Raw genomic sequence first — 17637 nt, 5'->3', positions numbered from 1 at the left:
GTTGACGTTACCCCCGCCGGCGCGCGTTCTCGTCGAGAGTTGACGTTCCACAACGACGCATGTCTGATCTGCCCCGTTCCGAGGAGAAGTCGATGAGACCCCGAGACGTCGTGTGGTCCGCCGGCCTGGCGCGGCTTCCTGGAATCGCCACCGCGCGGACGTATCGCCGGGAATGGCTCCGCCCGGACATCACGGCCGGTCTCGTGTTGACCGCCCTGCTCATCCCTGCCGGGATGGGGTATGCGGAGGCGGCCGGGTTGCCCGCATACGCGGGTCTCTACGCCACCATCGTCCCGTTGCTGGCCTACGCAATCGTGGGACCGTCGAAAATCCTTGTCCTCGGACCTGATTCATCGCTCGCGCCGCTGATCGCCGCGGCCGTTCTGCCGCTCGCGGTGACCGACGATCCCGAGGATGCACTGGCATTGGCCGGCGTTCTCGGTGTCCTGGTCGGCCTCATCCTGCTACTCGGCGGGTTCTTGCGACTCGGGTTCGTCACCGACCTCCTGTCGAAACCCATCCGGCTCGGCTACCTCAACGCGATCGCCCTGATCGTCGTCGTCGGCCAGCTACCCAAATTGCTTGGTTTCTCGGTCGACGCGGACAACCTGATCGGCGAGGTCGCCGAGACGCTGAAGGCCATTGCCGGCGGCGACGTCGACCCCATCGCCGCCGGCGTCGGGTTCGGCTCACTGGCCATCATCATCGCGTTCCGCATCTGGATCCCGAAGGTCCCCGGTGTGCTCGTGGCGGTGGTCGCCATGATCATCGTGTCGGCTGCTCTGGGGCTGGTCGACGACATCGGGATGGTCGGCGCGCTGCCGGAGGGTATGCCGTTGCCCTCCTTCGGTGGCGTCGACTGGGGCGACGTGGCCGAACTCATCGGGCCCGCTGCCGGCATCGCGTTGATCGCGTTTGCCGACACCGGTGTTCTGTCCCGCACGTTTGCCGCGCGCCACGGCCAGGACGTGAACGGCAGTACCGAGATGAAGGCGATCGGCGTCGCCAACATCGCCGGGGGGATGTTCAGCGGATTTCCGATCTCCGCGAGCGGATCGCGGACCCCGGTGGCCGAACAGAGCGGTGCCAAGACCCAGCTTGCCGGTGTGGTCGGAGCGCTCGCGGTCCTGGTGTTCATCCTGGCCTTGCCCGGCGTCACCGAGTACCTGCCCGACGCCACGCTCGGTGCCGTGGTGATCGTGGCGGCGATGGCCCTGGTCGATGTCTCCGGGATGGTCCGCATGTGGCGGATGAGCAAAGTCGAGTTCGGTCTCGCGGCCGCAGCATTCCTCGGTGTCGCCCTGGTGGGAGTTCTACAGGGCGTGATCGTCGCCATCGGGTTGTCCTTCGTCGCGGTGGTTGCCCGGGCTTGGCAGCCGTACCGCACCGAACTCGTCGAGACTTCCGACGCACCGGGCTTCCACGACGTCGAACGGCACCCCGACGGTCGGCGTATCCCGGGATTGGTGTTGGTGCGTTTCGATGCTCCGCTGTTCTTCGCCAACGGTGACATCTTCGACAATTACGTGCGCTCGGTGGTCGCGGCCGCGGAGGCGCCCGTGCAGTGGGTTGTCGTCGCCGCCGAGCCGCTCACCGGACTGGACACGACGGCGGTGGACGAAGTGGTCGACCTCGACACCTATCTCGAGAGCCAGGGCATCACGTTGGTGTTCGCGGAGATGAAGGGCCCGATCAAGGATCGGCTCGTCCGGTTCGGGGTCGGGGATCGGTTCGACGCCTCGCATTTCTACCCGACCATCGACGCCGCGGTCGAGGCATTCCGGTGCCGTGCGGACGACTGAACCACGACGGAATGGAACTGCGCTCGCGGTGGTTGTAAACGCCGTATAGGACCTCTGCCAGCACTTGGCCGCTCATCTTCGGCAAAAGCCTCGCGACATCGTCGCTGAACTGCAGGATTCCCGCCGCCCGCTGTGGTATCGAGCGATTTTGACCTGGGCATCGCTGGTCGGTACAGTTGACCGCTGGTGCTCGGCCTCCGCTTTCGTCAAGATACGGCCGGGTCCCATCTGCGTGCCTTCAACTACCGCGCCGGGCAAGTTCGACACGCCCGACTGTGGGGTAGGGAAGGCCACACCTGACCAGGGCTTTGTCTTGGTGGGGCGTACTGCGGAGGTTCCGATCTGATCGGGAACTTGCCCGGAGCAGAAACCGCAGCAGAGTACGAAGAACGCCAAACAAAGGAAGAACTCTCAGTGCCAACTATCAACCAGCTGGTCCGCAAGGGCCGTCACGACAAGCCTGCCAAGCAGAAGACGGCAGCGCTGAAGGGCAGCCCGCAGCGACGCGGCGTCTGCACCCGCGTCTACACCACCACTCCGAAGAAGCCGAACTCCGCGCTCCGGAAGGTGGCACGTGTTCGTCTCACCAGCTCGGTCGAGGTGACCGCATACATCCCCGGTGAAGGCCACAACCTGCAGGAGCACTCGATGGTGCTCGTTCGCGGTGGTCGTGTGAAGGACCTCCCGGGTGTGCGTTACAAGGTCATCCGCGGCTCGCTCGACACCCAGGGTGTCAAGGCCCGCAAGCAAGGCCGCAGCAAGTACGGCGCGAAGAAGGAGAAGGGCTGATGCCACGTAAAGGACCCGCGCCGAAGCGCCCGCTGATCAACGATCCCGTCTACGGCAGCCCGCTGGTCACCCAGCTGGTGAACAAGATCCTGCTGGACGGCAAGAAGTCGACCGCCGAGCGCATCGTCTACAAGGCTCTCGAGCAGGCTCGCGAGAAGACCGGCACCGATCCGGTCGTCACCCTCAAGCGTGCGCTGGACAACGTCCGCCCCGCGCTCGAGGTCAAGAGCCGCCGCGTCGGTGGTGCCACCTACCAGGTGCCCATCGAGGTCAAGCCGGGCCGCGCCAACACGTTGGCACTGCGCTGGCTGGTCACCTTCTCCCGGCAGCGTCGTGAGAAGACCATGGTCGAGCGTCTCGCCAATGAGCTCCTCGACGCCAGCAATGGTTTGGGCGCAGCAGTCAAGCGTCGCGAGGACACCCACAAGATGGCCGAGGCCAACCGGGCATTCGCGCACTACCGCTGGTGACCTTCCGAAGCTTGCTTCGGTGGGCGCAGTAGTCGCGCTCGCAATCAAGACAGTCTTCAGTCAGAAAACTTCCCGAAGGGAATCAAGTGGCACAGGAAGTGCTCAGCGACCTGAACAAGGTTCGCAACATCGGCATCATGGCCCACATCGATGCCGGCAAGACCACCACCACCGAGCGAATCCTCTTCTACACCGGCGTCAACTACAAGATCGGTGAGACGCACGACGGCGCGTCGACCACCGACTGGATGGAGCAGGAGAAGGAGCGGGGTATCACCATCACCTCCGCTGCGGTGACCTGTTTCTGGAACAAGAACCAGATCAACATCATCGACACCCCCGGGCACGTCGACTTCACCGTCGAGGTGGAGCGAAGCCTGCGTGTGCTCGACGGTGCTGTCGCGGTGTTCGACGGTAAAGAGGGCGTGGAGCCGCAGTCCGAGCAGGTCTGGCGGCAGGCCGAGAAGTACGAAGTTCCCCGTATCTGTTTCGTCAACAAGATGGACAAACTGGGCGCCGACTTCTACTTCACGGTGCGCACCATCGAAGAGCGTCTCGGTGCCAAGCCGCTGGTTCTCCAGCTGCCCATCGGTGCCGAGGACGACTTCGACGGTGTCGTCGATCTCATCGAGATGAAGGCCATCACCTGGCGCGGCGTCGTGCCGACCGGTGCCGAGCCGACCATCGAGGAGATCCCGGCCGATCTGCTGGAGAAGGCCAAGGAGTACCGCGAGAAGCTGATGGAGACGGTCGTCGAGACCGACGAAGCACTTCTCGAGAAGTACTTCGGTGGCGAAGAGGTCACCATTCCCGAGGTCAAGGCCGCCATCCGGAAACTGACGGTTACCCGTCAGCTGTACCCGGTGCTGTGTGGTTCGGCGTTCAAGAACAAGGGCGTCCAGCCCATGCTCGACGCGGTCATCGACTACCTGCCCTCGCCGCTCGACGTTCCTTCGGTGGAAGGTCACGCGGTCGGCAACGAAGAAGAGATCCTGTCGCGTAAGCCGTCGTCCGACGAGCCGTTCGCGGCGCTGGCGTTCAAGATCGCCGCACACCCGTTCTTCGGGAAGCTGACGTTCGTGCGTGTCTACTCCGGACACATCACGGCAGGCACCGGCGTGCTCAATGCCACCAAGGGCAAGAAAGAGCGCATCGGCAAGCTGTTCCAGATGCACGCCAACAAGGAAATGCCGGTCGAGGACGCCACGGCGGGCCACATCTACGCGATGATCGGCCTCAAGGACACGACCACCGGTGACACCCTGTGCGATTCGAACGCACCGATCGTCCTGGAATCGATGAGCTTCCCGGACCCGGTCATCAACGTCTCGATCGAGCCGAAGACCAAGTCGGACCAGGAAAAGCTGGGTGTCGCCATCCAGAAACTGGCCGAAGAGGATCCGACGTTCTCCGTCCAGCTGGACGACGAGACCGGCCAGACCGTCATCGGCGGTATGGGCGAGCTGCACCTCGACATCCTGGTCGACCGCATGAAGCGGGAGTTCAAGGTCGAGGCCAATGTCGGTAAGCCGCAGGTTGCCTACCGAGAGACCATCCGCAAGACGGTTGAGAAGCACGACTACGTCCACAAGAAGCAAACGGGCGGAAGCGGGCAGTTCGCCAAGGTCATCGTCAAGCTCGAACCGCTGGTCGACGCCGAAGACGGCGCCACCTACGAGTTCGTGAACGCCGTGACCGGTGGCCGCGTTCCTCGCGAGTACATCCCATCCGTGGATGCCGGCGCGCAGGACGCAATGCAGTACGGCGTGCTCGCCGGGTACCCGCTCGTCAACTTGAAGTTCACTCTGCTGGACGGCGCCTACCATGACGTCGACTCCTCTGAGATGGCGTTCAAGATCGCCGGATCGGCCGCCATGAAAGAGGCGGCCCGGATGGCGGGCCCAGTGATCCTGGAACCGTTGATGGCCGTCGAGGTCACCACGCCAGAGGATTACATGGGTGACGTGATCGGTGACCTGAACTCACGCCGTGGTCAAATCCAGGCCATGGAAGAGCGCAGCGGCGCACGTGTCGTCAAGGCACTTGTTCCTCTGTCGGAGATGTTCGGCTACATCGGTGACCTGCGGTCACGGACCCAGGGCCGGGCGAACTACTCCATGGTGTTCGACTCGTACGCTGAAGTTCCGGCGAACGTGTCGAAGGAGATCATTGCCAAAGCAACGGGTGAGTGAATACTCTTCCCCTCGCCTTGGCGATAGCGCCGCCACCGGCGCAAAGCAGATAAAGAAACACCTGCTGCGCACGAACTGAATATTCAATGCAGTGGGATTACACCCAGTGACCAGGACAACCCCGGTCACTACAACAAGTCCAGGAGGACAATCAAGTGGCGAAGGCGAAGTTCGAGCGGACCAAGCCGCACGTGAACATCGGCACCATCGGTCACGTCGACCACGGCAAGACCACGCTGACGGCGGCCATCACCAAGGTGTTGCACGACAAGTTCCCGGATCTCAACGCGAGCTTTGCGTTCGATCAGATCGACAAGGCTCCGGAAGAGAAGGCTCGTGGTATCACGATCAACATCTCGCATGTTGAGTACCAGACGGAGAAGCGTCACTACGCCCACGTCGATGCTCCTGGTCACGCGGACTACATCAAGAACATGATCACCGGTGCAGCCCAGATGGACGGCGCGATCCTCGTGGTTGCCGCCACCGACGGCCCGATGCCCCAGACGCGTGAGCACGTGCTGCTCGCCCGCCAGGTCGGCGTGCCGTACATCCTGGTCGCGCTGAACAAGGCCGACATGGTCGACGACGACGAGATCATCGAACTCGTCGAGATGGAGGTGCGTGAACTTCTCGCAGCTCAGGAATTCGACGAGGACGCCCCGGTCATCAAGGTCTCGGCTCTGAAGGCGCTCGAAGGCGATCCCGAGTGGGTCAAGACCGTCGAAGAGCTCATGGACGCAGTCGACGAGAGCATCCCGGAGCCGGTCCGCGAGACCGAGAAGCCGTTCCTCATGCCCGTGGAGGACGTGTTCACGATCACCGGTCGTGGCACCGTCGTCACCGGTCGTGTGGAGCGTGGCGAGGTCAAGGTGAACGAGGAAGTCGACATCGTCGGCATCCGCGAGAAGAGCACCAAGACCACCGTCACCGGTATCGAGATGTTCCACAAGCTCCTCGACTCGGCACAGGCGGGCGACAACGCCGGTCTGCTGCTGCGTGGTCTGAAGCGCGAAGATGTCGAGCGTGGACAGGTTGTCATCAAGCCGGGCACCACCACCCCGCACACCGAGTTCGAAGGACAGGCCTACATCCTGTCCAAGGACGAAGGCGGACGGCACACCCCGTTCTTCAACAACTACCGTCCCCAGTTCTACTTCCGTACAACTGACGTGACGGGCGTTGTGACCCTTCCCGAGGGCACCGAGATGGTCATGCCCGGTGACAACACCGAGATGTCCGTCAAGCTGATCCAGCCGGTCGCCATGGACGAGGGCCTGCGCTTCGCGATCCGTGAAGGTGGCCGCACCGTCGGTGCCGGTCGCGTCACGAAGATCAACAAGTAGCACTCAGCTAGAACCAGAACGGCGCTCACCCTCACGGGTGGGCGCCGTTTTTGCTGTGTCCAGTAGCGGTCACCCTGAGATCGTCCCCATCCAGGGGTGCCGATGGCATATAGCCCTCGGTGACCCCTCAGGGGGACGATCTCAGGGGCGCCGGTCTGCCCTCACGAGTAGTACAGGAGTGCGTCGCATTCTCCGGTGCCGTGTGGCATGTCGTGCTGACTGTTGATGACGTAGAAGCCGCCCTGCGGGGACGGCGTCACGACCAACATCTGTGTCGCCATCGCCTGGTTGGACAGAGCGATGTGATCACGCAGCAGTGCGAAGATGTTCGTCTCCAGATCCGGTACGTGCAGCACGCGGTACTCCTTGCCGTTGCCGAGGAGGTCGACCTTGGTGACAGAGGCCCAGCCCTGCGGAGTCGTCGCGATGTGGCCGGCCTGCTGCGCGGCCGCGAGATGGTTCGCGGCCGATGTCTGGAGCTGGCTCAGATGGATGTGGAGCTGATTCTCGTGCCGCGCAGCGACTGAGTTGATGCCCAGGGCGGTGACGTGACCCGCCTTCTTCACCGCCTCGGCATACGCCCACTTCCAGTAGTTGATGGTCGTCTTCTTCCAAATGCGGTCGCACTCGATGCCCGAGATGCGTTGCAGCGGGATGAACAGGTTGTCGAAGTCTCGTGTCTGCCCCTTCTGGCCGCCGCGAATCGCATAACCCTGATCTGCATCTCCCGGGGGCTGCGGAGGCGGGGGCGCAGGTGGCGGCGGTGTCGGATTCGGCTTTCGCTGCCACGGATCCATCTTGATCCCGCCGAACACGACCACCCGCTCGTTGGGCGCCGGATAGATCGGCGTCGCATCCTGCACGCCCTCCCAGAGTGCGTAATGCTTGCCGGAGTCGCCCACGTGACCGCACACCGAGGAACCAAGTGGCCCGCACAGCTCCGGCCCGGCCGACCCCGTCCCCGGTAGGTCGCACAGGCCGGGTGCCGCTTGTGCCGGCCCCGACGACGCGAGCGCTCCGACTGCGAGTCCGGCCACGGTGGTGGCGGTGATCGACAGCATTCGCCGCCGGTTGATCTCGGGTGGGTTGATCTCGACCATCGCGGCTACCTCCACACGTGCACTTGCGATGCGAGAAAGTATGCGCCGGGTCATCGCGTGAGGCGTGTCATTGCGAAGAAATCCTGCCGGTCGAATGACTTGGCATCAACACGCTCGACCGGCAAACTGCAGTGCGCGATACTGATCTGCAGACTTCGAGAACAGGGGTGGGCGATGGGCCTTTTCGGGCACGGCAGCAGAGACACAGAGCCGAGTTTCGTGCGGACGTTCGTGCCGATTCTGGCGTTCTCGCTCCTGTGCGGGATCGTCGGCCCGATCTTCCTCGTCGCGTACTTCGTCATCGGCGATCCCATGGTGGGCTGGATGTTCTACGCCGGGCTCGGGATCACCATCCTGGATGTCGTCATCGCCTTCTTCATTTCGCAGTTCACCTACCGGGGAAAGCGCCGGCGGTTCGAACTCGAGCAGACCGGGCGGCTAGGGGTCGCCGACGTGCTGTCGGTGGAGCAGACCAATGTGCAGGTCAACAACCAGCCGATGATGAAGCTCAAGCTGCGGATCCACGGCGATGGGATCGCGCCGTTCGACGCCGACAAGCGGCTTGTCGTCCCGCTGATGCATCTGTCAGCACTCAACGCGCGACGGCTGGCGGTCCTCGTCGACCCGTACTCGGGCCAATTCGAGATCGACTGGCAGCGGACGCCTTTGCTCGCCGGGTCGGCCCCGGCGCGGTTCACCGACACCGACACCGGCCGCGAGTTCGACCTGTCCGGGCAATCGGATGCCCTCCTCGAGATCATGAACGTGTTCAAGAACAACAACATCCCCTTCGGCGGAACGGTCGATCTTCGCTCCAACCCGGTGGCGCGCCAGCAGGTCATGGACATCGTGCGCCGCGTCGGAGGACAACCCGCGGGCGGCCCGGATCTGCGGAAGGCCGACTACGCGGCGCCTCCTGCGCCACCGCGGAGCCCGAGTCAGCGGCTGGCCGAACTCGAGGCGATGCGTGGCGCCGGGAACATCAGCGACGCCGAGTACCAGGCGGTTCGGACGCGGATCCTCGGCGAGTTGTAGACCCGAATTCTGGCCGCTGCTGAGGGCAGAACTGCTCACGGCAGCAACGGCTTTCGTGATCGCCATCGGCCACACAGGATTGGTTCATGACGGATGACAAGACACCCAGTCCCATCGACGACGAACTGGTCACCAGACTTTTTCATCAACGCGTGATCGTGCTCGGCGACCAGCTCGATCAGCAACTCGGCAACCGACTCTGCAGCCAACTGCTGCTGCTGTCGGCCGAAGATTCTCACAAAGACATCAGCTTCTGGATCAATTCGCCCGGTGGATCGGTTCCGGCGATGCTGGCCATCATGGACGTCATGCGTGCCATCCCCAACGACGTGAGCACGCTCGCCCTCGGTATCGCTGCGAGTGCCGGTCAGTTCCTGCTCTCCGCGGGTACTCCCGGTAAGCGGTACGCCTTGACCCACTCGCGAATCCTCATGCACCAGGGTTCATCCGGCATCGGCGGCACGGCTGTCGATGTCGAGTTACAAGCCGACGACCTGCGGCACACCCGCGACACCGTGCTCGCCCTGATCGTGGCCAACACAGGTCGTCCGGCCGAGCAGATCTGGACGGACTCACTCCGCGACCGCTGGTACACCGCGCAGCAAGCCGCCGACTACGGGTTCATCGACAGGGTCATCGACAGTGTCGAGGACATCTATCCCTCGTACTCCAGGCCGGCAGCGCTGGGAGGCCGGCGATGAGCGGCTACACGATTCCGTACGTGGTCGAGAAGACCGCAGGCGGTGAACGGTCGATGGATGTGTACAGCCGACTGCTGTCCGAGCGGATCGTGTACCTGGGTACCGAGATCGACGACGGGGTGGCGAACGTTCTGATCGCCCAGATGCTGCATCTGGAGTCCGACAGCGCCGACCTCCCGATCAATCTTTACATCAATTCCGCGGGTGGATCACCCGAGGCGATGCTGGCCGTGTACGACACCATGCAGTACATCCGCTCCGAGGTGGCCACCACCTGCGTCGGGCAGGCGGGTGGACCCGCGGCGGTGCTGCTCGCGGGAGGCGCTCCCGGACAACGCGGGATCTTGGGCCACGGGCGGGTGGTGCTGCACCAGCCGTCCATCCAGGGGCAGGGTTCCATTCCCGACCTCATCATCCACGCGGACGAGGTGGTGCGGGTGCGTTCGGAATTGGAAGAACTGCTGGCCCGGCACACCGGGAAGGATCTTCAGACGTTGCGCCACGACACCGATCGCGACCTCATCCTGCCGGCTACAGCCGTTGTCGAGTACGGGCTGGCCGATGAGGTGCTCACGACCAGGCCTCGATGAGGGTCAGGACACCATGCGAAGGTGCGCGCGTCCGGTCGCCGGACTCGCGGCAGGCGAGCGGGCTCCGCGGCGGATGCCGCCGACAGCGACGACGGACCGCGACTGCGCGTGTTCGAGCAACGTTGCGACGCCCCTTGTGACGTCGAGCAGCGTGAGTCCGAGAGCGCCGGTGACTGCGGACAGGATCTCGGACGAGGGCTCTTTGCGCCCGCGTTCGATCTCCGAGAGGTACTGCGGCGACACCCCGGCCACCGACGCGATGTCGGTGAGAATACGTCCCTGTGCGGTTCGTTCGGCGCGCAGGTACGACCCGAGCACGCTGCGCCACAGCTCGTCTGGCCGGAAGGGAGTGAACGCGCGTTCCCCGCGGTCGGGGAGGGTCCTCGAGGTGTCGCCCATGTTCCGAAGGTAGTTCGAAGGCCCGCCCCGTGGTGCGGATATCTGCTCTGGGCAGAATTCAGACGAATCTTTGCGAGCGGTCACTCTCTATGTTACCTTTGTCGAGAGTGATGGAGGTCACATATGAGTCTGCAGCAGGAATTAACGGGATCGGTTGTCGGCGACGACGGCGGTCGCTACGACATGGTCGTCCGTGGGGGAACCTGGTTCGACGGGACGGGGGCTCCCGGCCTGCGCCGCGACCTCGGGATCCGTGGCGGCAGGGTCGTGGAGATCTCCAACGCTCCGCTGCCGGTCGGACCCGACACGAAGGTCATCGAGGCCGGCGGTCAGTGGGTCATGCCCGGGTTCATCGACGTGCACACCCACTATGACGCCGAGGTGTTGGTCGCCCCCGGACTCGGCGAGTCCATCCGGCACGGCGTGACTACCGCGATCATCGGGAACTGCTCGCTGTCGACGGTGTACACGACTCCGGTCGATGCTGCCGACCTGTTCAGTCGGGTCGAGGCGTTGCCGCGCGACCACGTGATCGGGGCCCTCGAGCAAGGCAAGGATTGGACGGACCCCGCGTCGTACATCGAGTCGCTCGAGTCGCTTGCGCTGGGCCCGAACATCGCGGCCTTTCTCGGTCATTCGGACATCCGCGCATCGGTGATGGGGCTGGGGCGATCCACGGATCGCGCGCACAAGCCGAGCCGCTCGGAGATGGCCGCGATCAGCAGGGCGATCGAGAACGCACTCGACGCCGGATTCCTCGGGGTCTCGTCGATGACCAATCCCTGGGACAAGCTCGACGGGGACCGCTACCGGTCCCGGTGCCTGCCGTCGGTGTATGCGCACTGGAGCGAACGCCGCAAGATCAACCGAATTCTGCGGAGGCGCGATCGGGTCTTGCAGACGATCCCGAACCTGAACACCAAGTACGACATCCTCTTCTTCCTCGCGGGCAGTACGGGGCTTGGTCGCAAACCACTGCGCACCTCGGTGCTCGCGGCCGCCGACGCCAAATCGGATCGTTGGGTGCGCCGGATCTTCGGACCCCTTGCGACGCTCGCGAACGACATCGGCCGCGGTGCGTTGCGGTGGCAGCATCTCCCCGTGCCGTTCGAGGTCTACAGCGATGGCATCGATCTCGTGGTGTTCGAGGAGTTCGGTTCCGGCCGTGCGGCGCTGCATCTGCGCGAAGAGATGGGCCGAGGCGATCTGCTCTCCGATCCCGAGTACCGTCGGTGGTTCCGCGAGGACTTCGAGAAGAAGTTCAGCTCGCGGGTGTGGCATCGCGATTTCGACGACGCCGAGATCAGCGAGTGCCCAGACGAATCCATGATCGGCAAGACGATCGAGCAGGTGGCTCGCGAACGCGGGGTCCACAGCACCGACATGTTCCTCGATCTGGTGGTCGAATACGGCACGGCCTTCCGCTGGCACACCGTCATCACCAACGACCGACCCGAGATCGCCGATTGGCTGATCAAACAAAAGGGCGTCACCATCGGTTTCTCCGATGCCGGTGCGCACCTGCGGAACATGGCTTTCTACAACTACGGGATCAAGCTGCTGCAGCGGGTGAAAGAGGCCGAACACGGGGCCCGGACGCCGTTCCTCACGATCGAAGAAGCGATTCACAAACTCACTGGCGAACTCGGTGAGTTCTATGGCCTGGACGCGGGATTCCTGCGGATCGGTGATCGAGCGGACTTCGTCGTCGTCGACCCGGCCGGCCTCACCGACCAGACGAAGGAATACGCTGAAGAATCAATGCCCGAATTCGGAGGAATCAAGCGGATGGTCAATCGCAACGACGATGCGGTGACCGCCACGGTTGTCGCCGGTGAATACCTTTATGGCAGCGGCGTATTTGCTCCCGGATTCGGAAACACGCTGCGCAGCGGTCAGTTCCTACGCGCGGGCCAGCCGCGGGGCACGGTGAAGAATCAGCCCGAACAGCTCAGGCACACGGTGGTTGGATGACCCCTGCCACGGACACCACCGGGGATGGCCGACGGACCCAGCAGCAGCGCCGGGACGCGACCAAGGCCCGGCTGGTCGATGCATGCGTGAGCTCGCTGTGCGAGATCGGCTACCAGCGCAGCACGATCAGTGAGATCTGTGGACGGAGTGGGGTCTCGCAAGGTGGATTGTTCAGGCACTTCCCGACCCGGCTCGACCTCGTGATCGCGGCCGCCGACGAGGTGCGACGCAGGCAATTCGAGGCTTTCTCTCAAAGCCTCGCGATGCTGGGGACCGATACTCTGGCCGACTGTCTGTTGCTGGTCCGGGCCGCCTGCCGGGCTCCGGTGAACGGCGCCTGGTACGAGTTGCTGGTGGCGGCCCGTACGGACGCGGGCCTGCGCGAACGCCTTGCTCCCATGCTGGCCGAATATCACACCCAGATCGCCGACTTCGCCAGGATGATACCTTCGGTACAGGGCCTGCCCCCGGGGCAGATCGAGGTGGTCGCGTTGACGGTGGTTCACCTGTTTGACGGTGAATCCGTTGCCGCAGCGGTCAATCCGCAGCCCGCACTCGACGATGCGCGCCTCGAACTCGTTCTCGGCTGGCTCGCCGGGCTCGCGGGATAGGCCGATGCCGATGCCCACAGGGCCGTCGTATTCCGATCTCGCGTCCTCGGCTGTTGTCGTCGCGTTGCCGATGCGGATGCGTTTTCGGGGGATCATGGTTCGCGAGGTGATGATCTTTCGCGGCCCCGCGGGATGGGGTGAGTTCGGGGCGTTCGAGGAATACGACGACGTCGAGGCGTCGGCGTGGTTGGCAGCAGGTATCGAAGCCGCCTATGAGGGCCCGCCGCCGCCGGTGCGCGCGGCCGTCCCCGTCAACGCCACGATCCCCGCGATTCCCGCAGACCAGGTCGCAGAAGTCATCGCGCGGTTCCCGGGTGCGCACACCGCGAAGGTCAAGGTGGCGCAGGAGGGGCAGACCCTTGCCGACGATGTGGCCAGGGTCGAGGCCGTACGCGAGCACATCACCAACGTCCGCGTGGACGCCAACGGAAAATGGACTGTGCAGCAAGCGATCACAGCTCTGCGCGCACTCGGTGAGCTGGAGTACGCGGAGCAGCCCTGCGCCACGATCGAGGAACTCGCCCAGGTGCGCAGGGCCACGACGACGCCGATAGCCGCCGATGAGAGCATCCGCCGCGTCGCGGATCCGCTGCGGGTGATCGCTGCGGGTGCCGCTGATGTCGCCGTCCTCAAGGTCGCCCCGCTCGGTGGGATGCGGCGCGTTCTCGAGCTCGCAGCGGACATCCCGATACCCGTGGTCATCTCCAGCGCGCTCGACTCGGCGGTCGGGATCTCCGCGGGGGTGGCCGCGGCGGCGGCGTTGCCGGATCTCGATTTGGCGTGCGGTCTCGGCACCGGAGGGTTGTTCACCACCGACGTCGCCGAGCCTTTCGTCCCCGACGGCGGCGCGCTGATGCCGCGAACGGTCGACGTCGACGTGGCGGCTCTCCCGCGGGCTGATGAAGCACGAACCCGCTGGTGGATGGACCGCTTACGACGCTGTCATGCACTTCTGAACGGGTAGCCGGGCGATCGGTAGTGGCCTTCGTCACCGACAGAAGATACAATTTCCGCAAAACGTTCCAACAGCGGGCGTTCAGCACAGCGGAGGTTTGGTAAATGTCGGTCATCCTGGCGCAGGCCCCACCTGACAGCGGTCTGAAATCGGTGCGCGGGTCGAAGACCAACGGCGCGATCCAGATCATGAGGATGCGCCGCGATCCGTTCGCCTTCGCCGACGCCCAGCAGTCCGAGTTCGGGCGGGTCTCGTTCATCAATGCGTTCGGGCAGAAGTTGGTGACCTGCCGCGGTCCGCAGGCGGCCGACCAGATCCTGATGAACAAGGACAAGGCGTTTGCGAACGGGCCCGCCTGGAGTTTCTTCATCGGCCCGTTTTTCAACCGTGGCGTGATGCTCCTCGACTTCGAGGAGCACCGCCATCATCGGCTGATCCTGCAGCAGGCATTCACCCAGCCCGTGCTCAAGGGCTACATGCAGGAGATGCAGCCGATGATCACCGAGCGCATCAAGCAGTTCCCGGTGGGTGAGGTGAAGCTCTTCAGCCAGTTCAAGGCCCTCACGCTCGACGTCGCCCTCGAGGTATTCATGGGTCTGGAGTTGCCGCAGGCCGAGGCCGATCGGATCAACAAGGCCTTCATCGACACCGTGCGGGCAGGAGTAGCGCTGGTACGCCACCCGGTGCCGGGCGGACGCTGGTGGAAGGGTCTGCGCTCACGCAAGGTACTCGAGGACTTCTTCATGAGTCATATCGCCGAGAAGCGGGCGGGGGAGTCGCCTGATCTGTTCTCGGTGCTGTGCCACGCCGAGAGCGAAGAAGGCCACCGGTTCACCGACGAGGACGTGGTCAACCACATGATCTTCGTGTTGATGGCCGCCCACGACACCTCCACGATGACGATGACGCAGATGGCCTATCGCATGGCCAAGTCGCCTGAGTGGCAGGAGCGCGCCCGCGTCCAGTCTCTCGAACTCGGCCCGGAACTCGCGTACGAGGATCTGGCCACATTGACCGACCTCGACATCATCATGAAGGAGTCGCTGCGCATGTGCGCGCCGGTGCCGGGTCAGCCCCGCATGGCGATCAAGGACACCGAGGTCCTCGGGCACTATGTACCCAAGGGCTCGATCGTCACGGTGCCGAGCCTGACCAATCACTACGACGCCGAGTATTGGTCGAATCCCTACGTTTTCGACCCCGAGCGGTTCACTGCCGAGCGTCGTGAGGACAAGTCGCACCGGATGGCGTGGTCGCCGTTCGGTGGTGGGGTGCACAAGTGCATCGGGCTGTATTTTGGCCAGATGGAGATTCGGACGATCATGCACCAGTTGCTGCGCGGATTCGAGTGGTCGGTTCCGGCGGACTACACGATGCCGATGGATTTCAGCGCCCTGCCGGTGCCCAGGGACAACCTCCCCGTGACGGTGCGGCGCGTCTGATGCCGCAGTCACCGACCCGTCCCGCACGTAAGGTCCGCAACACCGCATCGCCGCGTGAGCAAGAAGGCGCGATTCTGCAGGCGGCGCGTAAAGAGTTCGAAGAGAACGGCATCCGGCGTACCGGTGTCGACGACGTCGCCAAGCGTGCGGGCGTGAGCAGGAGCACCCTGTACCGACGGTTCCCGAACAAGGAAGCACTCCTGCTCGGCGTGGCCGAGCGGATCTACCTCGACGGCATGATCGTCCTCGAGGAGGCCACCGTCGGGCACGGGCCGCAGGAGGCCGTGGTCGAGGCCTTCCTCGCCGGCGCAGAGCTGGTCAACGAAGACCCGCTCATCCGCAGGATGATGGTCGACGAACGGGACGCGCTCAAGGGCATCACGAACTCGGTCACCGGTCTGTTCATCGAGATCGTCACCGGGCGGATCATGCAGACCCTGCGCGGCGCAGGGGCCCAGATGCCGGACGACGACCTCCATGCTGTGACAGAAATCCTTGTTCGGCTGGTCATCTCGTACCTGGACACCCCGTCGATCGACGAGGCGCGGTCCGAGCCGGAGTCGGTACGCGACTTCGCTCAGCGCTACCTCGCGCCGATGGTGTGGTGAGCGGTGTCGAAGCTCGGCCATCTGAAGACGGAACTGCTGGCGGTCCGAGAGCTGGGGCGCGCGGGCGCGTTACCCGGCGCGAAGCTGGTGCCCCAGATCGCGAGATTGCGCCGCCAGGCCGGTGAGGCCTCCGGGCCCGCGGTGTACGCCGCGATGTACGGCGAGAGGGTCGCAATCATCGACCCCCACGGTGAGGTCACCTACAACGGTCTCGCGGAGCAGTGCCACGGGGTCATCAACGGACTGCGCGAGGTCTTGGCGCCCAGAGGCCAGCCGACGGTCGGCGTGATGTGCCGCAACAGCCGGTATGCCGTGATCGGCCTGCTGTCCGCGATCGGTCTCGGCGCCCGGGTGGTGTTGCTGAACACCGACCTCGGGGCCAAGCAGATGGCCGAGGTGGTATCCCGCGAACGGGTGGATGTGATCCTGCACGATGCGGAGTTCGCCGCAGTCCTCGAACTCGTGGACGCGGATGTACGCCGGTACGTGGCGTGGACGGATGAAGTGACCAGGTCGGCGACGGTGGATGGGCTGGTGGCGGGCAATTCCACGGCACTGCCCCCGGCCCCGTCGTCGAAGTCCTCCCTGGTGATCCTCACCAGCGGGAGCACCGGAGCACCGAAGGGCGCGCCCCGCGATGGCGGTCCGGCGATGTCATTGCCTGCGGGGTTCGTGTCGAAGATCCCTATCCGTGGGTCGGACACCGTGCTCATGTGTGCGCCCGCATTTCACGGCTGGGGGCTGCTCGCGACCATGGTGTGTCTGCTCACAGGCGCCACCGTCGTCATGGACCGCAGATTCAGGGCGCAGGCCTCACTGGATCTGTTGGTCGACAATCGCTGCACCGCGGTGATGATGGTACCCACGATGCTGCGGCGTCTGATGGCTCTGGACGATCGTGATCTCGACCGGATCGACCGAAAGCGACTGCGCATGATCGCCTCCGGCGGCGCGAAGCTCGACGAGTCGTTGGTGCGATCGGTTCAAGCCCGATTCGGCGCGGTACTCCACAACCTCTACGGCGCCACCGAGGCGTCCTACATCACGATCGCCACCCCGGAGGATCTGGCCGCGGCACCGACGACCGCAGGTCGTGCACCGCTGGGGGTCGCCGTGGCGATCATCCGCGACGGCGTTCCGGTTCCCGGGGGAGAGACCGGTCAGATCTTCGTTCGGTCGGGTAGCCAGATCAGCACGTACACCAATGGCACCAGCAAAGAGACGCTCGGCGGCATGCTGGCGACCGGGGACACCGGTCGCTTCGACTCCGCCGGACGTCTGTTCGTGGAGGGCCGTAGCGACGGCATGATCGTCTCCGGCGGCGAGAACGTCTTCCCAGAAGAGGTGGAACTGGCGCTCGGTCGGCACCCCGACATCGTCGACGCCGCAGTGATCGCGGTCGCTGATGCGGATTTCGGAGAACGACTGCGTGCCTTCGTCGTGGCCCGTGACGGCGCGACGGTCACCGAGGAAGAAATCAAGCACTACGTCGGCACCGAGTTGTCCCGGTCGCGAGTCCCGCGCGAGGTGATCGTGGTCCCCGAACTGCCCCGCGGGGCTCAGGGAAAGGTCACGAAGCTGACCCTCGACGCATTGGCCGCCGCACACATGCCGCGCTGAGCG

16 protein-coding genes are annotated in these 17637 nt (G+C 64.4%); 14 read left to right on the top strand and 2 right to left on the bottom strand.

Annotation, left to right across the window (positions count from 1 at the left end):
* Window positions 1-92: 92 nt before the first annotated feature.
* The 5 genes from J3S28_RS10960 to tuf all read left to right on the top strand — a co-directional run bounded on the left by J3S28_RS10960 (window position 93) and on the right by tuf (window position 6599).
* On the top strand, window positions 93-1802 hold the full coding sequence (locus J3S28_RS10960; RefSeq protein WP_207840409.1) for a SulP family inorganic anion transporter: 1710 nt from the start codon (window positions 93-95) through the stop codon (window positions 1800-1802).
* Window positions 1803-2216: 414 nt separating this feature from the next.
* Complete coding sequence (rpsL, locus tag J3S28_RS10955) at window positions 2217-2591, top strand: 30S ribosomal protein S12 (RefSeq protein WP_023956148.1); 375 nt, start codon at window positions 2217-2219, stop codon at window positions 2589-2591.
* Window positions 2591-3061, top strand: coding sequence for a 30S ribosomal protein S7 (rpsG, locus tag J3S28_RS10950; RefSeq protein WP_084837384.1), 471 nt, complete (start codon window positions 2591-2593; stop codon window positions 3059-3061). Before rpsL ends, rpsG begins: the two co-directional genes overlap by 1 nt.
* A gap of 86 nt (window positions 3062-3147) precedes the next feature.
* A complete protein-coding gene (gene fusA / locus J3S28_RS10945) occupies window positions 3148-5253 on the top strand; it encodes an elongation factor G (protein WP_207840407.1) in 2106 nt (701 codons plus the stop codon).
* A 155-nt stretch (window positions 5254-5408) separates the two neighbouring features.
* The gene (gene tuf, locus J3S28_RS10940) at window positions 5409-6599 is read left to right on the top strand and encodes an elongation factor Tu (RefSeq protein WP_084837382.1); all 1191 of its coding nucleotides are present in this window, start codon (window positions 5409-5411) and stop codon (window positions 6597-6599) included.
* A 161-nt stretch (window positions 6600-6760) separates the two neighbouring features.
* Here tuf and J3S28_RS10935 read toward each other — a convergent pair whose 3' ends face one another.
* Window positions 6761-7699: a CDP-diacylglycerol diphosphatase gene (locus tag J3S28_RS10935; protein ID WP_207840405.1), complete on the bottom strand. Its 939-nt coding sequence runs from the start codon at window positions 7697-7699 to the stop codon at window positions 6761-6763.
* Window positions 7700-7873: 174 nt separating this feature from the next.
* On the opposite strand from J3S28_RS10935, the gene J3S28_RS10930 reads away from it, so the two are divergent.
* The 3 genes from J3S28_RS10930 (at window position 7874) to J3S28_RS10920 (ending at window position 10025) form a co-directional block, all read left to right on the top strand.
* Window positions 7874-8734 carry an SHOCT domain-containing protein gene (locus tag J3S28_RS10930; RefSeq protein WP_207840403.1) on the top strand — a complete coding sequence of 287 codons (861 nt, stop codon included), beginning with the start codon at window positions 7874-7876 and terminating at the stop codon, window positions 8732-8734.
* Between the two features lie 86 nt (window positions 8735-8820).
* Window positions 8821-9435, top strand: coding sequence for a ClpP family protease (locus tag J3S28_RS10925; RefSeq protein WP_207840400.1), 615 nt, complete (start codon window positions 8821-8823; stop codon window positions 9433-9435).
* Window positions 9432-10025 (top strand): ClpP family protease, encoded by a 594-nt coding sequence (locus J3S28_RS10920; protein ID WP_207840398.1) that lies wholly within the window; start codon window positions 9432-9434, stop codon window positions 10023-10025. The genes J3S28_RS10925 and J3S28_RS10920 overlap by 4 nt, the downstream gene beginning before the upstream one ends.
* Window positions 10026-10028: 3 nt before the next feature.
* On the opposite strand, the gene J3S28_RS10915 is transcribed toward J3S28_RS10920, so the two are convergent.
* Window positions 10029-10424, bottom strand: a complete 396-nt coding sequence (locus J3S28_RS10915) for a helix-turn-helix domain-containing protein (protein ID WP_207840396.1) — start codon at window positions 10422-10424, stop codon at window positions 10029-10031.
* Window positions 10425-10547: 123 nt separating this feature from the next.
* Between J3S28_RS10915 and J3S28_RS10910 the strand changes: the two genes are divergently transcribed.
* From J3S28_RS10910 to J3S28_RS10885, 6 genes are all read left to right on the top strand, one after another.
* Complete coding sequence (locus J3S28_RS10910) at window positions 10548-12398, top strand: N-acyl-D-amino-acid deacylase family protein (RefSeq protein ID WP_207840394.1); 1851 nt, start codon at window positions 10548-10550, stop codon at window positions 12396-12398.
* Window positions 12395-13009, top strand: coding sequence for a TetR/AcrR family transcriptional regulator (locus tag J3S28_RS10905; protein WP_207840392.1), 615 nt, complete (start codon window positions 12395-12397; stop codon window positions 13007-13009). Before J3S28_RS10910 ends, J3S28_RS10905 begins: the two co-directional genes overlap by 4 nt.
* A gap of 4 nt (window positions 13010-13013) precedes the next feature.
* Window positions 13014-13973 carry an o-succinylbenzoate synthase gene (locus J3S28_RS10900; RefSeq protein ID WP_372435986.1) on the top strand — a complete coding sequence of 320 codons (960 nt, stop codon included), beginning with the start codon at window positions 13014-13016 and terminating at the stop codon, window positions 13971-13973.
* Between the two features lie 95 nt (window positions 13974-14068).
* Complete coding sequence (locus J3S28_RS10895) at window positions 14069-15406, top strand: cytochrome P450 (protein WP_207840390.1); 1338 nt, start codon at window positions 14069-14071, stop codon at window positions 15404-15406.
* The gene (locus J3S28_RS10890) at window positions 15406-16014 is read left to right on the top strand and encodes a TetR/AcrR family transcriptional regulator (RefSeq protein WP_207840388.1); all 609 of its coding nucleotides are present in this window, start codon (window positions 15406-15408) and stop codon (window positions 16012-16014) included. The genes J3S28_RS10895 and J3S28_RS10890 overlap by 1 nt, the downstream gene beginning before the upstream one ends.
* Window positions 16015-16017: 3 nt before the next feature.
* Window positions 16018-17634 (top strand): AMP-binding protein, encoded by a 1617-nt coding sequence (locus J3S28_RS10885; RefSeq protein ID WP_207840386.1) that lies wholly within the window; start codon window positions 16018-16020, stop codon window positions 17632-17634.
* The last annotated feature ends 3 nt before the right edge of the window (window positions 17635-17637 follow it).

This window comes from Williamsia soli, assembly GCF_017377795.1.
GTDB lineage: Bacteria > Actinomycetota > Actinomycetes > Mycobacteriales > Mycobacteriaceae > Williamsia > Williamsia soli.
This window is presented reverse-complemented; position numbering and strand designations above follow the sequence as displayed.